Source organism: Nitrosarchaeum sp. AC2 (assembly GCF_013407385.1).
GTDB classification, from domain to species: domain Archaea; phylum Thermoproteota; class Nitrososphaeria; order Nitrososphaerales; family Nitrosopumilaceae; genus Nitrosarchaeum; species Nitrosarchaeum koreense.
Genome location: NZ_CP030847.1, coordinates 1,169,381 through 1,187,795 on the forward strand (window position 1 = coordinate 1,169,381; position 18,415 = coordinate 1,187,795).

General features: G+C 35.0%; 20 protein-coding genes, 1 tRNA gene and 1 pseudogene. 12 read left to right on the top strand and 10 right to left on the bottom strand.

What is annotated here, in order from left to right; all coding sequences use genetic code 11:
• Window positions 1–217 precede the first annotated feature (217 nt).
• Window positions 218–637, bottom strand: a complete 420-nt coding sequence (locus DSQ20_RS07005) for a universal stress protein (RefSeq protein ID WP_179365088.1) — start codon at window positions 635–637, stop codon at window positions 218–220.
• A gap of 364 nt (window positions 638–1,001) precedes the next feature.
• Between DSQ20_RS07005 and DSQ20_RS07010 the strand changes: the two genes are divergently transcribed.
• Both DSQ20_RS07010 and DSQ20_RS07015 read left to right on the top strand, forming a co-directional pair.
• Entirely contained in the window at window positions 1,002–1,247 is a 246-nt protein-coding gene (locus DSQ20_RS07010; protein WP_179365089.1) for an Lrp/AsnC family transcriptional regulator, read from the top strand.
• Window positions 1,248–1,487, top strand: coding sequence for a hypothetical protein (locus DSQ20_RS07015; RefSeq protein WP_007550932.1), 240 nt, complete (start codon window positions 1,248–1,250; stop codon window positions 1,485–1,487).
• Here DSQ20_RS07015 and DSQ20_RS07020 read toward each other — a convergent pair.
• Complete coding sequence (locus DSQ20_RS07020) at window positions 1,480–2,442, bottom strand: exonuclease (protein WP_179366352.1); 963 nt, start codon at window positions 2,440–2,442, stop codon at window positions 1,480–1,482. The genes DSQ20_RS07015 and DSQ20_RS07020 overlap by 8 nt on opposite strands.
• A gap of 76 nt (window positions 2,443–2,518) precedes the next feature.
• On the opposite strand from DSQ20_RS07020, the gene purN reads away from it, so the two are divergent.
• A complete protein-coding gene (gene purN, locus DSQ20_RS07025) occupies window positions 2,519–3,136 on the top strand; it encodes a phosphoribosylglycinamide formyltransferase (RefSeq protein ID WP_179365090.1) in 618 nt (205 codons plus the stop codon).
• Here the strand turns inward: purN and DSQ20_RS07030 are convergent.
• Window positions 3,133–3,453 (bottom strand): cupin domain-containing protein, encoded by a 321-nt coding sequence (locus DSQ20_RS07030; protein ID WP_048109880.1) that lies wholly within the window; start codon window positions 3,451–3,453, stop codon window positions 3,133–3,135. The two genes, purN and DSQ20_RS07030, sit on opposite strands and share 4 nt — an antisense overlap.
• A 1-nt stretch (window position 3,454) precedes the next feature.
• Complete coding sequence (locus tag DSQ20_RS07035; RefSeq protein WP_179365091.1) at window positions 3,455–3,739, bottom strand: antibiotic biosynthesis monooxygenase; 285 nt, start codon at window positions 3,737–3,739, stop codon at window positions 3,455–3,457.
• A 101-nt stretch (window positions 3,740–3,840) separates the two neighbouring features.
• On the opposite strand from DSQ20_RS07035, the gene DSQ20_RS07040 reads away from it, so the two are divergent.
• Window positions 3,841–4,704, top strand: coding sequence for a bifunctional 5,10-methylenetetrahydrofolate dehydrogenase/5,10-methenyltetrahydrofolate cyclohydrolase (locus tag DSQ20_RS07040; RefSeq protein ID WP_179365092.1), 864 nt, complete (start codon window positions 3,841–3,843; stop codon window positions 4,702–4,704).
• A complete protein-coding gene (locus DSQ20_RS07045; RefSeq protein ID WP_048109883.1) occupies window positions 4,694–5,263 on the top strand; it encodes a 5-formyltetrahydrofolate cyclo-ligase in 570 nt (189 codons plus the stop codon). The genes DSQ20_RS07040 and DSQ20_RS07045 overlap by 11 nt, the downstream gene beginning before the upstream one ends.
• Here DSQ20_RS07045 and purD read toward each other — a convergent pair.
• Window positions 5,249–6,510 (bottom strand): annotated as a pseudogene (gene purD / locus DSQ20_RS07050) (phosphoribosylamine--glycine ligase). The gene DSQ20_RS07045 and the pseudogene purD overlap by 15 nt on opposite strands.
• A 192-nt stretch (window positions 6,511–6,702) precedes the next feature.
• Between purD and ileS the strand changes: the two are divergent.
• The 6 genes from ileS to DSQ20_RS07080 all read left to right on the top strand — a co-directional run bounded on the left by ileS (window position 6,703) and on the right by DSQ20_RS07080 (window position 13,259).
• The gene (gene ileS, locus DSQ20_RS07055) at window positions 6,703–9,900 is read left to right on the top strand and encodes an isoleucine--tRNA ligase (protein WP_179365093.1); all 3,198 of its coding nucleotides are present in this window, start codon (window positions 6,703–6,705) and stop codon (window positions 9,898–9,900) included.
• Between the two features lie 86 nt (window positions 9,901–9,986).
• Complete coding sequence (dps, locus tag DSQ20_RS07060) at window positions 9,987–10,571, top strand: DNA protection during starvation protein (RefSeq protein ID WP_179365094.1); 585 nt, start codon at window positions 9,987–9,989, stop codon at window positions 10,569–10,571.
• A 98-nt stretch (window positions 10,572–10,669) separates the two neighbouring features.
• Window positions 10,670–10,999, top strand: coding sequence for a hypothetical protein (locus tag DSQ20_RS07065; RefSeq protein ID WP_007550975.1), 330 nt, complete (start codon window positions 10,670–10,672; stop codon window positions 10,997–10,999).
• A gap of 40 nt (window positions 11,000–11,039) precedes the next feature.
• A complete protein-coding gene (locus tag DSQ20_RS07070; protein WP_179365095.1) occupies window positions 11,040–12,146 on the top strand; it encodes a succinate--CoA ligase subunit beta in 1,107 nt (368 codons plus the stop codon).
• Window positions 12,143–13,060, top strand: coding sequence for a CoA-binding protein (locus DSQ20_RS07075; protein ID WP_179365096.1), 918 nt, complete (start codon window positions 12,143–12,145; stop codon window positions 13,058–13,060). The genes DSQ20_RS07070 and DSQ20_RS07075 overlap by 4 nt, the downstream gene beginning before the upstream one ends.
• 31 nt (window positions 13,061–13,091) lie before the next feature.
• Window positions 13,092–13,259, top strand: coding sequence for a 50S ribosomal protein L40e (locus DSQ20_RS07080; protein WP_179365097.1), 168 nt, complete (start codon window positions 13,092–13,094; stop codon window positions 13,257–13,259).
• Window position 13,260: 1 nt separating this feature from the next.
• Here DSQ20_RS07080 and DSQ20_RS07085 read toward each other — a convergent pair whose 3' ends face one another.
• Window positions 13,261–13,509, bottom strand: a complete 249-nt coding sequence (locus DSQ20_RS07085; protein WP_179365098.1) for a hypothetical protein — start codon at window positions 13,507–13,509, stop codon at window positions 13,261–13,263.
• Window positions 13,510–13,601: 92 nt separating this feature from the next.
• Here DSQ20_RS07085 and DSQ20_RS07090 point away from each other — a divergent pair.
• A tRNA-Val gene (locus DSQ20_RS07090) sits at window positions 13,602–13,691 on the top strand.
• Window positions 13,692–13,809: 118 nt separating this feature from the next.
• On the opposite strand, the gene DSQ20_RS07095 is transcribed toward DSQ20_RS07090, so the two are convergent.
• The 4 genes from DSQ20_RS07095 to DSQ20_RS07110 all read right to left on the bottom strand — a co-directional run bounded on the left by DSQ20_RS07095 (window position 13,810) and on the right by DSQ20_RS07110 (window position 18,359).
• Entirely contained in the window at window positions 13,810–14,946 is a 1,137-nt protein-coding gene (locus DSQ20_RS07095) for a site-specific integrase (RefSeq protein WP_179365099.1), read from the bottom strand.
• Window positions 14,947–15,092: 146 nt separating this feature from the next.
• Window positions 15,093–15,644: a hypothetical protein gene (locus tag DSQ20_RS07100; RefSeq protein WP_179365100.1), complete on the bottom strand. Its 552-nt coding sequence runs from the start codon at window positions 15,642–15,644 to the stop codon at window positions 15,093–15,095.
• A gap of 5 nt (window positions 15,645–15,649) precedes the next feature.
• Window positions 15,650–17,836, bottom strand: coding sequence for an ATP-binding protein (locus DSQ20_RS07105; protein WP_179365101.1), 2,187 nt, complete (start codon window positions 17,834–17,836; stop codon window positions 15,650–15,652).
• Window positions 17,829–18,359 (bottom strand): hypothetical protein, encoded by a 531-nt coding sequence (locus tag DSQ20_RS07110; protein WP_179365102.1) that lies wholly within the window; start codon window positions 18,357–18,359, stop codon window positions 17,829–17,831. Before DSQ20_RS07110 ends, DSQ20_RS07105 begins: the two co-directional genes overlap by 8 nt.
• Window positions 18,360–18,415: the final 56 nt, after the last annotated feature.

Below are 18,415 nucleotides of genomic sequence, written 5' to 3' on the forward strand. Positions count from 1 at the left end.
GACTGATTGCTGTTCTTTCTTTGAATGTTCTTTTCGCATTCTAGCTATAACTGCAGCTAATTGCGCTTCATGAATTTCATCCAGAGTTTCGCACATAACACTCACATAAAATACTGAAACTTAAAGATTTAATGAGATTTTATAAGATAGATCAATCAGGAATTATACATTATTAGAGATTCATATTATTTCTAAATCATTAAAATTTTTAACTTGTTTATTTTATTACAGTCACGGGAGCCTTTGCGGTTTCAACAAGATAACTTGAAACGCTTCCCAAGAAAAGACGTTTTAAAGTGCTTTTACCTTTTGCTCCAATTACAATCAGATCGTGTTTGTATTTCTTAGCAAATTGTTCAATATCATATGCAGGATCAGAACCATAAACTAACTTCGTTGTAAACGGTATACTTTGATTAATACATCTGTCTTCTGCATCCTTGATAAATTTCTGAGATTTTTTTGCTAGAGATTTTTTGACTTTGTCTTTAGAGTGCCCAATAATGTGAACTGGGGGAAGCGTTGCAACATGAAGAATAGTTATAGAAGAATTATCATGACTAGCAAATTCAATTGCCTTTTCCAAACCTCTTATAGAATTTGGAGAACCATCAATAGGAACAAGGATTTTTTTCATGGTTAAAGTGAATTTTTACTGAGATTTATGTATACGAGATGAATTTCATTTTAAAAAATAAGATAGTAATGAAAAATTAGTGATTATAAAAAATCAGAGTTAAAAGATCTATTGTTAGGATAAAATATTCATCAGATATTAGTACTTAAAATACATATGAAAGATGTAAAAAATTATTACAATTGTTTAAAACAAATTCAAAAAATAAACGTTTTTTTAATAAAAAATATGTTGGTTTGAAATACTATAATCGCCAAATCATATCATGAATAAAAAAAGTATGAGCAAATGCGATAATCCATCTTGTGCATGTGGTTGCCATGAGGGATCAAATTATAGACGGGGAAGGATAAGAGGATAGATTATGGAAATTGCATATATTTTGATACAGTGTGATTTAGGTTCTGAAGAGCAGATCATAAATCAAATTATGCAAATTCCAGAAGTAAAAGAGGTAAGAGGAACATATGGAATTTATGATGTTTTTTGCAAAGTTCAAGCAGACACAAAAGATTCGCTTGATAATTCAATTACGAATAAAATTAGAAAAATTCCAAAAATTCGCTCAACCATAACACTTCATTACATACCATCACAAGGGGGAAAGTAGATGCTAGAAAAACAATTCAACCCAGATTTATTGTATAATAGAATTGTTCATTATTACATGGATAAGAAAGGATATTCAATAGACAAGGCAAATTCAATTGCCCAATCGGTAGTAAAAAGAGAGGCTCAAAGAAGAATATGTAAAAATGACAAATGCAAGCATTTCTCACATGATCACATTAGAAATTCTGAAACATGTTTAGTATTAGATTGTGATTGTGGAAAATTTCAAACTAAGTAAAGTCATCTAAAGAATTTTCACGAAGTGGTTGTGCACTAATTCCAAGTGTTCTTAGATGTGCTGCAAACTCTTCAACAAATCCATGTATAGTGTAAACTTGTTCCGCTTCAGAACGAATTACCAAGTCCACTAATTCATTAAAATCACAATGATCACTCATAATTATTGAATAATCTGAACGTCGTCCAAATGCAAATCGAGGAGATTGCGCCCAACCACTAAAACCTATAGTCACTGCACCATACTTTGACTTCATATCTTTGAGAAATTGATTCTTTTCAGACATTAACGGAGCTATCATTACCCACGGTTTGTTTTTCAATAATCCATTTTTTTCTGCTTCAGTATGACCGATTCCATCATTTAGAGAAATACCAAGTTTCTGGTGAAGTGCATTCATTTGTTTTACAGAATCATGAAAATACAATGGTCCCCAATGACCAAAAAGTTGAGTAATAGTTTGAGCTTTTCCTAGCTGATAGCCCAATAAAATTACAGGAATTCCTTTTCCATAAAGTTCTGAGATCAATTCATTGACTTGTTTTTGAATAACATCTAATTTTGGAAATACAAATTCAGGTAAACCAAATGTACATTCTGTGATTAGTGTTTTACATTTTGGAATTATTCCACCTTTAAGAAATCCTCTATCTCGCGTACAAATATCTCCAGTGTAAAAAATATCATCAAAAAGCAGACTTTTTGCACCTAAAATATGCCCACTATCAATTAATGAAAAATCAACAATATTTTGTACGTGGTTTTCCATCTTAAAACCTCTGAGATTTGCAATCTCACTTGTCTCAATTGAGGCAAGTATAGTACCGCCATTTTTGGATGGAAGATGATCAGAGTGTGCATGGGATACAAAATTTACTCCCATTGAATCAGTTTTTTTAGGATCCAAACTAACACGCTTACCTTCAGTCTCACATAGTATTCCATTTTTGGTCATTCGAATACGAGGAGACAATGTCAAACAAAATAATTGGATTTGATATAAATTGCAGGTTTGATCTACTATTGACTAGTTGCTAAATCTAGGAATTTTAATTTCAGGACGTGGGAGCAACATGGAATCCATTCTAAAAGCAATTAAACGTAAAAAAATCCCAATTAACCCAGCTATCATCATATCAAACAAACCTGATGCAAAAGGTTTGAAAATTGCACAAAAAATGGGCATAAAAACAGAAGTAATTGAAAGTAAAAATTTCAAAGGTAGTAGATTAGATTATGATAAAAAAATCATATCAACTCTAGAAAAACATGGGGTTACACCAAAAAATGGGTTGATTTGTTTAGCTGGATTTATGAGAATAATTAGTCCTGAGTTTGTTAAAAAATATAAAAATAGAATAATCAATATCCATCCAGCTTTACTTCCATCTTTTCCAGGATTGGATGCTCAAAAACAGGCAATTGATAATGGTGCAAAATATTCAGGATGTACTGTACATTTTGTTGATTCTGGGGTAGATACAGGGCCAATAATTTTACAACTAGTAATCAAAGTAAGAAACAATGATACAGAAAAAACATTATCAAAGAGGATTTTAGCAAAAGAGCATAAAGCATATCCTGAAGCTGTAAGGTTATTTGCTGAAAATAGGATAAAAATTGTAGGTAGAAAAACTATAATTTCCTAAGAATCCAATCCACTAAAAAAATACAATACAACTAATTCTTTTGAATTGCCATGGAAAAAGTGAGGAATTTTTTTCTCTACAAAATACATTTTATTTTCAGAAATCTCATAGTCTTTGTTTTTTATTTTTAAAAAACCGTTACCTTTGATGACAAAATATACTTCATCACTATCGTGTGGTTCTTGAGTGTCTTCTTCTCCAGGTTGCAATACGAGTACACCTGTAGCTAAATTTTCTTTATTGATAAAAGTATGAAAGTAGTTATCACTTTTTTTTATTTTTTCAATGTATTTGTTTACGTCAAAAACCAGGTTCATTTTATTGTGAGACTACAGTATAAAATTTAGGTTCAGGTAATTTTTCCATAAAGGATACAGCCATGGAATGAAGTTTTTCATGTTCAGGACTTTGATGCATTTTACTGAATTTTTCAAGATTTTCAAATTCAACTAATATCCTATGTTTACCATCTTTAGTTTCCAAAAGGCGTCTATTTACAAAACCATCAAATTTTGAAACTATTTTATTTGATTCTGAAAACCAATTTTTAAAGCCATCAAGAGATTCAGATTTTATTTGAACGTCAGATATTACTACAAACATAAAATAACTTCAATTTAGTTCCATAATTTCCTTTCTAAGATTTTCAATTGTAGATTAAGTTATTTCAAGGATTAAATATCTACAAGTTAGAATTAATCTTAATGACGGGCATAAAAATAGATGGTAAAGAAATTGCTCAGTCAGTAAAAGATAGAGTTAGAAAAGCTGTTGAAGAATTAAAAAATCAAGGGATCAATCCATGTTTGGCAACTGTTCTAGTTGGAGATAATCCAGCATCTGCTACTTATGTCAAAAACAAGCACAAAGCATGTGAAGAAGTCGGAATTATCACCAAAGATTTCAAGTTTGCTTCGGAAATTAGCCAATTAGAATTAAATAAAAAAATTGATGAGCTAAATAACGATAAAACAGTTCACGGAATTTTAGTACAACTGCCATTACCCAGTCAATTAGATGAATTTTTTACAACATCAAGAATTTCACCTCTAAAAGATGTGGATGGTCTAACACCACATAATGCAGGGTTACTAGCAATGAAAAAAGCTGCACTTGTGGCATGTACACCATTAGGAGTAATGGAAATGTTTGATTATTACAAGATAGATTTGGATGGAAAAAATATAGTTTTAATTAATCGAAGTAATTTAGTTGGAAAACCGCTATATCATTTACTTTTAGCAAGAAATGCAACTGTGATTACATGTCACTCTAAAACAAAGAATATCAAAGAATTATGTCAACATGCAGATATTATAATCACAGCTGTTGGAGATAGAAACAAGTTCACATTAACACCAGATATGATAAAAAAAGATGCAATAGTAATTGATGTTGCAATATCAAGATACAACGAAAAATTAGTTGGAGATACAGATTATGAACAAATTATTCAAAAAGCATCATATGCAACGCCTGTTCCAGGAGGGGTAGGACCTATGACAGTCGCAATGTTATTGAAAAATACAATAACAGCTGCATCATTAAGTAGTCAAATTGAAAGATAATTCAGAAAAAACATCATTAAGAAAATTTCTTCTTGATAAAAGAGATGGTACTTCATTTGATTTAATGAAAATCATAAGCAAAGCAATACAAAAAAGACTAAAAAAGATTGATTCGTTTAGAAATGCAAAAAAAATAGGGATGTATTATCCCATCGGAAGTGAAATAATGACACAAGATATCATCCAAGAGGCACTAAGTGAAGGAAAAGAAGTATTTTTGCCCAAAGTAGTTGGAAAAAATATAGAATTTAGAAAGATTGAGAGTGTTAGCAATCTAGAAAATGGGGCTTTTGACATAATGGAGCCTCGTAATGAATGCCCAATGGATAACAACCTAGACATCATATTGGTTCCAACAGTAGGAATTTCACAAAAGGGAGTAAGATTGGGGTACGGTCACGGATTTTATGATAGATTTTTAGCTGAAAATAAAGTTGAAACAATTTCGATAACAATGGAAAAACAAATAGTAAAAAACATACCAGCTTCAGAACACGATATAACAATTAATTGGATTGTTACTGAAGATAGAATAATCGATACATCAAAGATACGATAGACCTTTTTTACCAATATCCATTCTGCAAAATTTGCTTGGCCAAGTGATTTTATCTACTGCAGTATATGCATTTGAAATTGCAGAAGATAATGTATCACCAAGTGCAGTAACTCCTAATACTCTACCACCATTTGATAGAATTTTTCCATTTTGCTTTTTTGTTCCGGCATGAAAAACAATAGCATTTTTTGGAATCAAATCAAATCCAGTTATTTCTTCACCTGATGGATAAGATTCAGGATATCCTTGAGATGCCAAAACAATACAAACAGCTGATTGATTTTTCCATTTTGGTGCAGGCATAGAAGATAATGTACCATCTACACTTGCAACAAAATAATCATACAAATCAAAATCCATCCTCATCATAATGGGTTGACATTCTGGGTCACCCATACGTGCATTAAATTCTAAAACATATGGTTCATTGTTTCTAATCATTACTCCGGCATAAAGGAATCCTTTGAAAATAATTCCCTCATTTTTCATTGATTGAATTGTTTTATTGATGATTTTTTTTGGATCTTTTCAGCAAGGACATCATTAATGACAGGAGTTGGAGAATATGCACCCATACCTCCGGTATTAGGGCCTTTATCATCATCAAAAATTCTTTTGTGATCTTGGCTTGACGCCATAGGTATCGCAGTTACTCCATCACATAATGCAATGTAAGAAGCTTCAATTCCATCAATTCTCTCTTCCACAATAATTCTATTACCAGCATTACCGAATGCCTTTTTTACCAATATTGAATTAATTGCTGCGATTGCTTCATCAGAGCTATTACAAACTATTACTCCTTTTCCAGAAGCAAGGCCATCAGCTTTGACTACAACATTATAATCAAGAGATTTTACATATTCTTCTGCTTTTTTTGGATCATCAAAGATTTCAAATTTTGCTGTTTGAATTCCATTTCTTTTCATGAAATTTTTTGCCCAGATTTTACTAGATTCTAATTGTGCTGCATTTTTAGAGGGTCCAAAAATTTTCAAATTCATTTGACTAAATTTATCAACAATTCCTGCTGCAAGTGGAATCTCAGGACCAACTACAGTAAAACAATTATTCTTTTTTGCAAAGTCTGCAAGGGAATCAAGATCATCAACATTAATTGAAACATTATTTTCAGTTCCACCATTTCCAGGTGCAGTAAATACAGTATCAATCTTTGGACTTTGTGATAATTTCCAAGATAGTGCATGTTCTCGTCCACCCGAACCAATGACTAAAACATTAACCAACAAAAATTATCTTTCACTCAATTATATAATCCAAGTTATCAAAATGTAAAAATTACATTTTTAGATAATTTAGTATTTTAGTTATTTTACTCATTGGATGCGAATCAGCGTGAAACTAACTAGTACAAGAATTGAATAAGAATGAGAAAATCAATTTAGCTTTATAATGCCACACCTATATCAGAATTCAAGATGGAACTTTCATCAAAATTTGATGCAAAATCAATCGAGTCAGAAATTAAAGCATATGTCAAATCAATCGACATTGAAAGATTAATCTTTGAATCAGACAAGCCTGAAAAGATCATGTTTATTGAAGGCCCTCCAACTATGAACGGAATTCCACACGCAGGACATCTTAGAGGGCGGGTAATCAAAGATCTTTGGTACAGATTCAATACCTTGAAAGGAAAAAAAATTGTATTTAATGGCGGTTGGGATACACAAGGGCTTCCTGTGGAATTACAGGCAGAAAAAGAACTTGGAGTAACTGGAGGTAAATCAGAAGTTATTGAAAAAGTAGGAATCGAAAAACTAGTTGAAGAGTGTAAGAGGATTGTAAAAAAATTCAATACGAAATGGGTAGAAGTAGATGAATTACTTGGAATGTCATTTAATCACAACAAAGCATATTGGACTTATCGAGATGAATTTATTGAAAGAGAGTGGCAGATACTAAAAAAAGCACATGAAAATAAAATATTAGAAGAAGATTTCACAGTAATTGCTTATTGCCCTAGCTGTCAAACATCACTGAGTCATGCAGAAGTCAATCAAGGATATGAAGAAGTTAAGGATCCATCATTATACTACAAAGTTAAACTCAGAGATGAAGACACATACCTAATTGTTTGGACTACAATGCCTTTCACATTAGTTACAGATGCAATGGTGGGATTGAATCCAGACGAAGATTATGCGTGTGTCAAAGTAGAAAACGAAAAATGGATCATAGGAAAAACAAGACTCGAAGAATTTTTCAAAGAAGTAAATATTGAAGGATATGAAATTGTAAATACTATAAAAGGTTCAGAGTTTGAAGGAAAAAAATACATTCATCCACTTTTAGATTTAATTCCAGGATTAGATGAATGTGCAAGAGAAAATAATTTCCACGTAGCAGTATCAGAAGAATTTGTAGACGCTACAACAGGTAGTGGGTTGGTTCATTTATCCCCTGCAAACGGTGAGGAAGATATCAAAATTGCAAATAAAAGAAAGGTCAAAGTGTTCAGCCCAATAAATGATCAGGTAAAGTTCACTAATTTAGCTGGAAAGTATGAAGGTATGTTTGTCAGAGATGCTGACAGAATAATTGTAGACGATCTAAAGGAGCGAAATGCATTAGTAAAGATAGGGAAAATCAAGCACAAATACCCGCTGTGTTGGAGATCTCATCACCCAATTGTATGGCTAGCACGAAAAGGATGGTTTTACAAACTAGATAGATTAGATGACAAAGCAATCAATGCAGCAGAAAGCGTAGAGTACTTTTTCGAACAACCAAAAAACAGATTTTTAGGAATTATCAAAGAAAGGCACCCATGGTGTATATCGCGAGAAAGAATTTGGGGATGCCCATTACCAGTTTGGATATGCAATGATTGTAAAAAACAAAATTGGTTTTTTACAAGAAAAGATATTGTTGAATCAGCTGCAAAATTACCAGATGGTCCAAATTTTGAATTACATCGTCCTTGGATTGATAACATCATTATGAAATGCAAACATTGTAGCAGTACAAATACAAAAAGAGAAGAATATGTACTTGACACATGGCATAACAGCGGTTCAGCTCCATATTCATCATTAACAGATGAAGAATATTCAAAAAGTATTCCAGCTCCATTTTTCACCGAAGGTATTGATCAAACTAGAGGATGGGCATATACCCTATTGATAGAAAATGTGATTCTAAATAATGGGCCAATTCCACCATTCAAGTCATTTTTGTTCCAGGGGCATGTACTTGACGAAAAAGGTGGTAAGATGAGTAAAAGTTTAGGAAATGTAATTGATGGTGAAGAACTACTAAAAAAATACCCAACTGATTTGATCAGATTTTATTTTATTTGGAAGGCAAGCCCGATAGAACCACTTAGCTTTAGCACTGATGAATTAATGTCAAGACCATATCAGGTAATAAACACGCTATTTAATTTACATCTGTATTTTAAACAAAATAGCGAGTATGATGAATTTGATGAAACAAAAACCATTTCATGGGCAAAAGAAAATGGATTGTTAACCTCGCCAGATATTTGGCTTGTATCTAAATTACAAAAATTAATTAAAAAAATCACTGAACGTAACGAATCTTGCAAGTTCCACGAAGCTGCAAAGTCTATTGATGATTTTATTATAAACAATCTAAGTCAAATTTACATCCCAATTACTAGAAGCGAATTATGGGATGATGATGAATCAAAAAAGAACAGAAGACTGGCAATTTATGCAGTACTAAGCGATGTTCTCAGAACATTAGATATCTTGATTCATCCGCTTTGTCCATTTACTAGCGAATATCTCTATCAAACAGTATTTGACGGAAAAAAGAGCATATTGCTTGACAAATGGCCACAATACCAAGAGACCCTAGTAAATGAAGAGATTGAAGAATCATTTGACATCATGAAAGATGTTGTTTCAATTTCATCAGCTGCAAGAATGAAAGGAAAATTAAAACGAAGATGGCCACTCGCTGAAGCATTAATTTGTGTAACTAAAGGTCAAAAGAAAAAACTAGAATCACTTTCCAATTTACTAATGTCACAGCTAAATGTAGAGAAATGTACAATTTATGAGACAGAAAAAGAATCAGGATTAAACCAAATCTTAGAATTAAAACAACTAAACTTACCGCTGATATCAGTAGTTGAATTAGAACGAAAAAAAATTGGTCCAAAAGCAAAACAACATATGGGAAAACTGGTCAACATGTTTTCTGAAACTAACAAAGAAGAGATCATAACATCACTTCAAAAACAAGGACATTATGATTATGAAATTGACGGAGAAAAAATTTCATTAGACAAAGATGATTTCATAATTGATTTTGATGCAAAAGAAGAATTTGCAGTTTCAAAAAGAGACAACTACATTGTATTCATATCAACTTCAAGAAATAAAGAGATGATGGCAAGAGGATTAGTAAAAGACATTGCAAGACGACTGCAGACTCTAAGAAAAGAGAGAGGATATAATCCAACAGACATTCTAAATGTTGCATCAATACTTGATTTAGATGAAGAGTCATTGGAGATGATTAAAGAAAAATCAGAAGATTTAGCATTTTTAGTCAGAGTCAAAAAAGTAGATTTTGTAGAATCATGCAAGGAATACAAAGACGATGATATTGATGGTCAAAAAATAAGAATTTCAGTAGAATAAGTCAGTCAAATTAACCCTCGTTTATCTAAAATCATTTTTTGAAAAATGCAATATTTTTATTAGAACACCTAACTTGACAAGCAGATATGTCCGATTCAAAAATCCCAGTTGTTGGAATCAATGTTCTAAAACAAAATGGCTTGGACGTAGAGGAACTAAAAAAACTATTGATTCAAAATGCATCAGTAGAATTTACTGCCTACTACTACTTTACCAATTTGAGGGCACATTGTACAGGCTTGGAGGGCGAAGGACTCAAGGGAATTATCGAAGATGCAAGATTAGAAGATCTTAGCCACTTTGAAGCATGCATTGAGAGAATTTACCAGTTAGGAGGCTCACTTCCAAATGACGCTACACAATTCATCAAAATGTCAGGGTGTGAGTTCTTACAGCTTCCAGCAAATCCAACAGATCACAAGGCAATACTAGAAAAATGTCTCAAAGCCGAACAAGGAGCAATTGTAAATTGGGACAAGGTATGTAAAATGACTTTTGGAAAAGATCCTACAACATACGACATTGCAAAAGATATTTTGGCAGAAGAGATCGAACATGAGTCTTGGTTCCTAGAATTAATCTACGGAAGACCATCAGGACACATGAGAAGAAAATATTCTGGAGAAAGACCACATACCAGAAAACATTCTAGAGCACTTGATATGGCATAATAGCCAAATCACACTCTTTTCTTTTAATTAAAAATGAACCAACTGGTTAGCTTTTAGTTAAACCTGTATGATAAATAGAAAAAACGCATAGTAATGGTATGGTAAAACAGATTAGTCTTGATGCTTGGCAAATTCAACATTTAACAGATCTCTTAAAAAAAGGCTCAGATATTGTTGCAAAGACCAACAAGCCAATTGTATTGTACAGACAAACACTAGAAGAAGAAGAAGATTCGTATGAAGAAATTGTATGTACCATCACCAAAGATTATGTCATTGAACAATTAGTCACATCAGGTGGAGTTATAGTTCCAAGTTTTCATCAACAATATGTTTTTACAATTGAAGAATTTCCTCAAGAGTTATTGAGAAAAAGTCGTGATCGATTTTTACAGATAATTGATTTTCTAGAAGAGCAGCTAAATTAGCCTCATAATTAATAAAGATCGTAAAATTGTTGGCTTTTGTATGCGTCTATTAGAGTTTCAAGCAAAAGAGTTGTTCAGAAACTATGGAATTAATCTCCTTCCAAGCAAAGCATCTACAACTATAGAGGAAGGCAGGAAGCACGCAAAAGAATTAGGATATCCATTTGTAATTAAAATTCAAGTTCCCGTAGGAGGTAGAGGAAAAGCCGGAGGCATTCAAAAATGTCAAAATGATGACGAATTTGAGTTAAAATATCCACAAGTTTTAGGCTTGACGATTAAAGGAGAAAAGGCAAGAGCAATTTTACTTGAAAAGATGGCAGATATCAAAAAAGAGTTGTACCTGTCATTATTTTTGAATCGATCAAAAAGATGCTATACAATTATTGCATCGCCTGAAGGAGGAGTTGAAATTGAATCAGTTAAAAATCAGATTATTAAAGAAGTTGGCCTAGGTGAAGTTTCAGATCAAGTAGCAAGAGAAGTTGCAAAAGAGATGAAACTAGAAGGTAAAGCTGCAGATGACTTTGTAGACATATTACAAAAGTTAGCAAAACTTACAGTTGAAAAAGAAGCCGAGCTTGCAGAGATAAATCCGCTAGCAATTATGCAAGACGGTTCATTGATGGCACTTGATGGAAAATTTGTAACAGATGACAACAGCAACTTTAGACATGATGAATTACAAAAATATCAAGAAAAAACAGAGATTGAAGAGAGAGCAGAAAAAAGTGGATTTTCACTTGTAGAATTAGATGGAGATATTGCAGTTGTTGGAAACGGTGCAGGACTAGTAATGTCTACACTAGATATGTTATCTGATAACGGAGGCAAGCCAGCATGTTTTTTGGATGTGGGAGGTGGTGCAACAACTGATTCAGTTTATGAAGCGCTAACATTGATTAGCAAAATGCACAGAGTCAAAGGAATTTTAGTTAATCTTTATGGCGGAATTGTAAAAACTACAGTAGTTGCAGAAGCATTTCTAAAAGCATATGATGATAAATTGATCAACTTACCAGTGTTTGCAAGACTAAAAGGTACAGAATCAGACAAAGCAAAAGAAATGTTGAAAAATTCTAGAACAAAAATTTTTGATTCAGTAGAAGAAGCAATTAATGAAGCAGTTATGGGAATTAAAAGATGACAGACATTTTCAAAATACTAAAAGGCACTCCTGAAGATTCAGATTACAAGAAAAAAGGGGTAATTGTTCAAGGCATCACTGGAGCATATGGTTCACTTCATGCAAAAAACATGATAACTTATGGAACTAACATTGTTGCAGGAGTAACTCCAGGAAAAGGTGGTCAGAAATTTGAAGACAAGGTTCCAATTTACAATACAGTTAAAGAAGCAGTTGATGCAAGTGGTGCAAAAATTTCAATTATTTTCGTTCCAGCAAAATTCTTTTTGGGAGCTGCAAAAGAGGCACTTGAAGCAGGAATCAAACTACTAGTTGCAATTCCAGAACATGTTCCAGTTAGAGACACAATGGAAGTATTAGATTTAGCAAACAAAAAAGGTGCCGTTATTATTGGACCCAACACTCCAGGAATAATGATTCCCGAATTAATAAAAATTGGAATCATGCCAGCAACTCCATTTAAGGCAGGAAAGATTGCTGTGTTATCAAAAAGCGGAACATTACTTTATGAAATTTCAGATGCACTTACAAGTGCAGGATTTGGACAGTCAATAACAATAGGAATTGGAGGAGACCCAATTAACGGAACTAGAATGATCGATGCATTTGAGATGGTAAAAGACATTCCAGATTTAGAAGGACTAGTAGTAGTTGGAGAAATAGGAGGAGATTCTGAAGAAATTTTGGCTCAACGAATTATAGATATTGGATTCAAAAAACCAACTGTAGCATACATTGCAGGAAGAGCTGCTCCAAAAGAAAAGAGAATGGGGCATGCAGGAGCCATAGTGATGGGAACGTATGGTTCTGCAGAATCAAAGGTATCAATGTTTAACAAGGCAAACATTCCAGTGGCAAAAAGACCGTCTCAGGTGCCAGTACTATTAGCAGGAAAAATGCAACAATCCGATTAGAATAAAAGAGAGAGATTAAGGAGAAAATTATATGCCTATAACAGACCCAGAGAAAAAACGTATTGCACAAGCTGCACGTTTGGTGATGAAGATTTGCTTTAACTGTGGTTGTAGAAATGACATCAATGCTAGCAGATGCAGAAAATGTAGAAATCCATACTTGAGACTAAAGAACAGAAATCTCGGCGTCAAAAAGTGAGTTAGAAATTCATCAATCTTTGCCTATATTCAACAATTGCTGATCTTATCTTGTATTGATATTCAGAGATAAATGGTCTAACAGCATTTTCGTTTTCCAATTCCTCAAGGGATAGTTGCAAGTCATCAGGTAGTTGGTCATTCATTTGATAGAGTACTTTGGCAGCTTCTGTGTATTGTCCCAAATTAGCAGCATACTCAAATGCTAGTTGCATTCTCTCAATTAGAGCATCAAATTCATGTAAAGACATGTTTGACTTTTGGAATTTTACTAGAAAAGGTCAAGGTTATCATAATATACAAAACCTAAAGGCAAAAAAGACGCTTGTCTTGTAATTTCATTGGACCGGTTGTCTAGTGGTTAGGATGACGCACTCACACTGCGTATGGAGAAATCCCGCAAAGGTCGAGGGTTCAAATCCCTCCCGGTCCACTTCCACTGTGAGTTCAGACCCCTTTCTGATGATTCTCCAAAACAACTTTGCCGTTTGGCAGTGTTCCAACGAATGTCCATCCACTTGAAAGAAATTCCTCTACCTCTTCGCTTGTCACTACTTTTTGAACTGGTTTGTTTTACCGATGTTCAGTCTCTGAAACACCTCTAGTACTTGACCAAGTTCTTCAGGAGTAGCATTTTGAATTGTATCTTTCAGTGCCTCTTTTTGTTTTAGAACTGGATTTTCTTTTTGCAACTCTAGATCAAGAAGTTCTTCTGAACGAGAAAACGCATCGCGCATCTCCTTCATCATAATTTCAGGAAGAATTCCCTTGTTGGTTGTGTAGCGCTGTTCGATTGTAGCTTTGTGGCCCATGAAAAAAGACCGAAAGTCTCCAGCAATTTTTCCGCGAGATTCCGAAATAAGTAACTGGGTATCAAAGTAACATCTTAGATTGTACGGCCTCCATTTGAATTTTGGACGTAGTGTATTTCGTATCTCTCTGCTTATCTGTCTTGTCGGCAGAAATGGTTTATTGTTGTTTTTTCCTCTGTTTGTTTTGTATATGTAGTCAGGAGCAACAACAGGGGAATCACCGTTAAGTGACTCTCCACATTCAAGTCGGTCATTTAGATATGCAATGATCTTCTTTGTTGCCAGCGATGTCGAGAATGTAAAGTATTGATGTCTTGTTTTTGAGAGTTCACGTCTCACAATTATTCTGTTAGGAGTGTCAATGCATTTTACAGTGCCCTGATGAATTACGATGTCAGGTAGATCCTTAATTCGCAGTCCTTCGGTGCCATCATGATTTCCTATGACTTCTGGACGTAGTCCAGATTTTGCCATCAGTGAAATCATTACAGATGTGCGCAGATTAGATTTACAATCAATCTCAGACATCTCCTCAGCATTTGGAACTCGTTCGTTTTGCAGTGTAGGTGTGTAGTCAGGATTTTTCACTTTGATTTTTCTTTTTATTTCGACGTCAAAACTCCTAAGCCAAGATTTTACAGCCTTTAGAATATCTTCGATGTAACCAGGAGAGTAATTTTGTTCTTCTAACCAAGTTACTGAATCTTCCAAGATGTTAGTCATTGTTCTCAGGTCGTTCATTCCAAGTTCTGCAATTTCCATTGGAGACTTTCCAATAATTTCACAGAATCTTGATAATCGTCTGATTTTAACCTCTGCGGTTATAGGACTTCCACGAGCAATGTTGTCATGCCATCTTCTGATGTTTGTATTCATCAATAGACGCGCATATTTGGAAATCTTCTTTTGTTGTTTGGCAGTGTCGTTCGTTATCAGTAGTTTTTTGTTTCCCATATCGGTCAGCCTCTCGGCGACTTCATCGGAAATGTTACGCGAAACTCCTATTTCACTTTTGATCAAACTTAGATGTTGACCTCCGAATCATTCAGTTTTCTGTGATGCATTGCATCCGGAACCACTTCTGAAATGTCTCTGAGAAATCCTTGGGTCTCTAGCAGTTCTTTTGATATCTCGTTGTCAAGTCTGTCAAGGTCTTTGTTGATTTGCAGAATGTCATCATCCATCCCAAGCATTTTTTCTGTAAACTCTATAACTCCCATCTCTTGGTTTTGTTCAATTGCATCTGTGACGTCTTTTGCACTTTGATAGACTTCAGAAGACATGTCCTTTCTTTCGCTCAGCTCATCCATGACGCGTTTGAACAAAGCGTCTTGAAAGTCATCCATGTTCTGTCTTGAAAAGTTGTCAGGTGCAAAGTTGGTCCTGTAGTGCGGCTCTGCATCTTTGAAAGGAGAAAGGCTGTTTTCGCTTTTTTCAATTTCATGTCTTAGTTTTTTGTGGTACTCGTCTTCGGGTTGAGGAAGCACCCTGTAATGCTCCATGTAGTCCTTGACAGGAAAATATCCTCCCCTCTTGATTGGGGCACCGATGAATTTCTTGCGCTTGTAGGACAACTAGCCTATTCTCCCTCGTTTCTGTCTTGATTCTGATCTGAATTGTTGTCAGGCACGAAGTTGTCTTGATTTTGGTCGATTCTGCTTGATTCTGAGCCACTTACTGTGCTCCCTCTTTTCATCTCTCTTAGAATTTTCACATAATCCCTAGCCATCCCAAGCCAAATTTTATTCGCAGGCAAATCCAACGAACCAATCTTTGATTTTATTTTTTCAAGATGATCTTCGTCAGTGTACAGCAAGACAAGTTCATCGACCAAGCCGTCTGCAAGTACAGACGCTTTTGACTCTACGTCAGAAGTAGACTTTTCTATCTCTACGGCAATTCTTTTTTCTCCTTCTGCATATACATCGACTCGTCTGTTGTCAGATATCTTAAACTCGCTTCTTGCAACGTACCCCAAGTCTTTCAGTCCGATGTACACCAAGAACTGCAAGTATCTGTGTTCGTATGACGGTATCTGGTTGAACAAATTCCAGAATGCAATTCGTGACGGATTTTTTCCAAGGCTTTTCAAAAGCAACAATGCTTTTCTTGTCAAAATGAAATGAAGTTCCTCTCTTTCTATTTTGAATCTTGCAAACTCTACCAGACCTCTTGACTTTAGCTGTGATTTTGCAATCTTCATTCTCTCAGGTGAAAGATTCAAAGACGTTGCGACTCTCTTTTGAAAGTCCCAAGGATGTTCAAGCAAGTGGTTCAGTACAAGCCATGCGTCTTGGCCGACTTCCGGCGTCTTTGCTTTCTTGTTGTCGATGTGTGCAAGAAACATTCTGGATTCTATCTCTCTGCGCTTTGATTCCAGTCTGTCAACAAACGGTCTTGATCTGAAAAGAATTTCAGACTCTGCTACCAATCCTCCTTTGTCCATCATGGGAGTTTTTAGAATAAACGAGTCAGTCCTTCCAAGAACTTTGCAGCACCACATTCCTTTTTGCAACTTACCAAGGACTTTTGATTCATCTCTGTCCATTCCAAGCGATGACCCCAAGTGCTGACGTTGTTCAAAATCCGGGATGTTTCCAATTATCATAGTACCTGCGTTGTCCTTGAAAGCGCCAAGCAACAGGTGGCTCATCTGGGTTGCACCCAAAATTGAAAGCCCAAATTCACGGCCCATGCTCACAAAGGTGCTCATCGGCGGGGCTGACTTTTCAATAGATACTGAAGATAATTCCTGCCTTGACATGACATGGTGCGCCTCATCTAGAATAATCATTGTAAAGTAGTCGTTCATGCTTTTATCGTAGGTAAACTTCCGATTGAACCTCTCCTGAGAAAACAGTCTACGGTAAAACTCCCACATCAGAATTGTCTGAATCAGAATGCTCGAGTCCTCAAACAACAATGGAAATGTTCTGATGATCACCCTGCCATGAAACAATTTTGAGATGTCCCATCCAAACTGACAGTTGAAAACTTTGTCAAACGTTGTATTGATTGCCTTTAGTCTGTTTCTTGCTGTTGCAGAGTAGTCGTCTCTCTTGTTTGAGCTTTCGTACTTTGAATCCAAAAGATCAATTACGTCTTGCAGTGTGAAATTTCCGTTCTTCTCTTCGTCGAGTTCTTTGAGGTGCTCTACTATGTGGTTGGGAGTTGCAGTGTAAAGGCCTGTCGCGTGAGAGATTATGTCAAGAAATATTTTCCACCATAGTTCTTTTGGCATGCCGGGAGGAGGGTTTGTAAAAGGAGCATAACGAATTTGATTCCAATCTATGACATATGTGTCATCGTACATTGCACAGAGATTTTTGTAATCGTCTTTTACGTCAAAGCATATCCAAAAAATATCCCCAGTTGTAATTTCGTAAATGAATTTTAAAATCAGAGTTGACTTTCCCGTTCCGGCTCTTCCGACTACCTGAATGTTTTCTGAGAGATTGACTCGCGATAAAAAGAAGTTGTGCATTTCAACGTCGCCAGACATCACGTTTCCAATTTCAATGAATTTTTCTTGTTCAGAATCTTCCTTGCTTGGAAACTTCATCACGGGATTTTTTGATTTGAGAACATGAGCTTTGTATTTTATTTCGACTAAATCTGAAATCCAGTTTTTTGTTATCTCGTTTTGTTCATCGTTTGAATAGAGCATCGACTCCAAAAGCGACTCTATTGAATTCTTGTCGATGTCAGGAAGCACTGAGATCTTGTCTTTAATCTCGTCAAAATACTCTGAATCAATTTCACTCACGTCGTCTCAACTCCCAATTGAGATTTGCAACATCTCTGTCCCTTGGATATACTGTCCTGTATGCAGTTAGAACGTCAAGGCCTACATCGGTAATCTCCATCCATAGAATGCGCTTCTTTTGGACGTAGCCTAGTTCGGCCAGTTCAGATATCGTCCTTTCAATGGCAAATTTTGGCATGTGGGTGACAGAGTGAAGCCCATGTGTCCAACATATTCCTGAAAACACAGAAACTAGAATCTTAAACTGCTGCTTTGAGAGCGGAACCTTCTCTTTGAGGCAGTCTACGCAGATGTTCTTTTGTTCGAATCGGACAAAGCACTCAGAACAGGTTTTGTGCTGTTGTTCTTGGCATATCGTGATCTTGTCCGGGTCTACTTTTATTCCGCATACATCACAAAAAACCTGGTAGCGGTTGTTGAAATTTCCTCCCTCTGTCTGAAACATTTCAGTTCCGCCAAGTTCTTTCTTTGGAGCAACAAACCATCGTTCTCCCATAAGAATACGGCCTTCGTCTTTACTCATTGTCAACAACCATCTGTTCTTTTTTTATCCAATTTCTTCTGATGTCATCTCTCAGA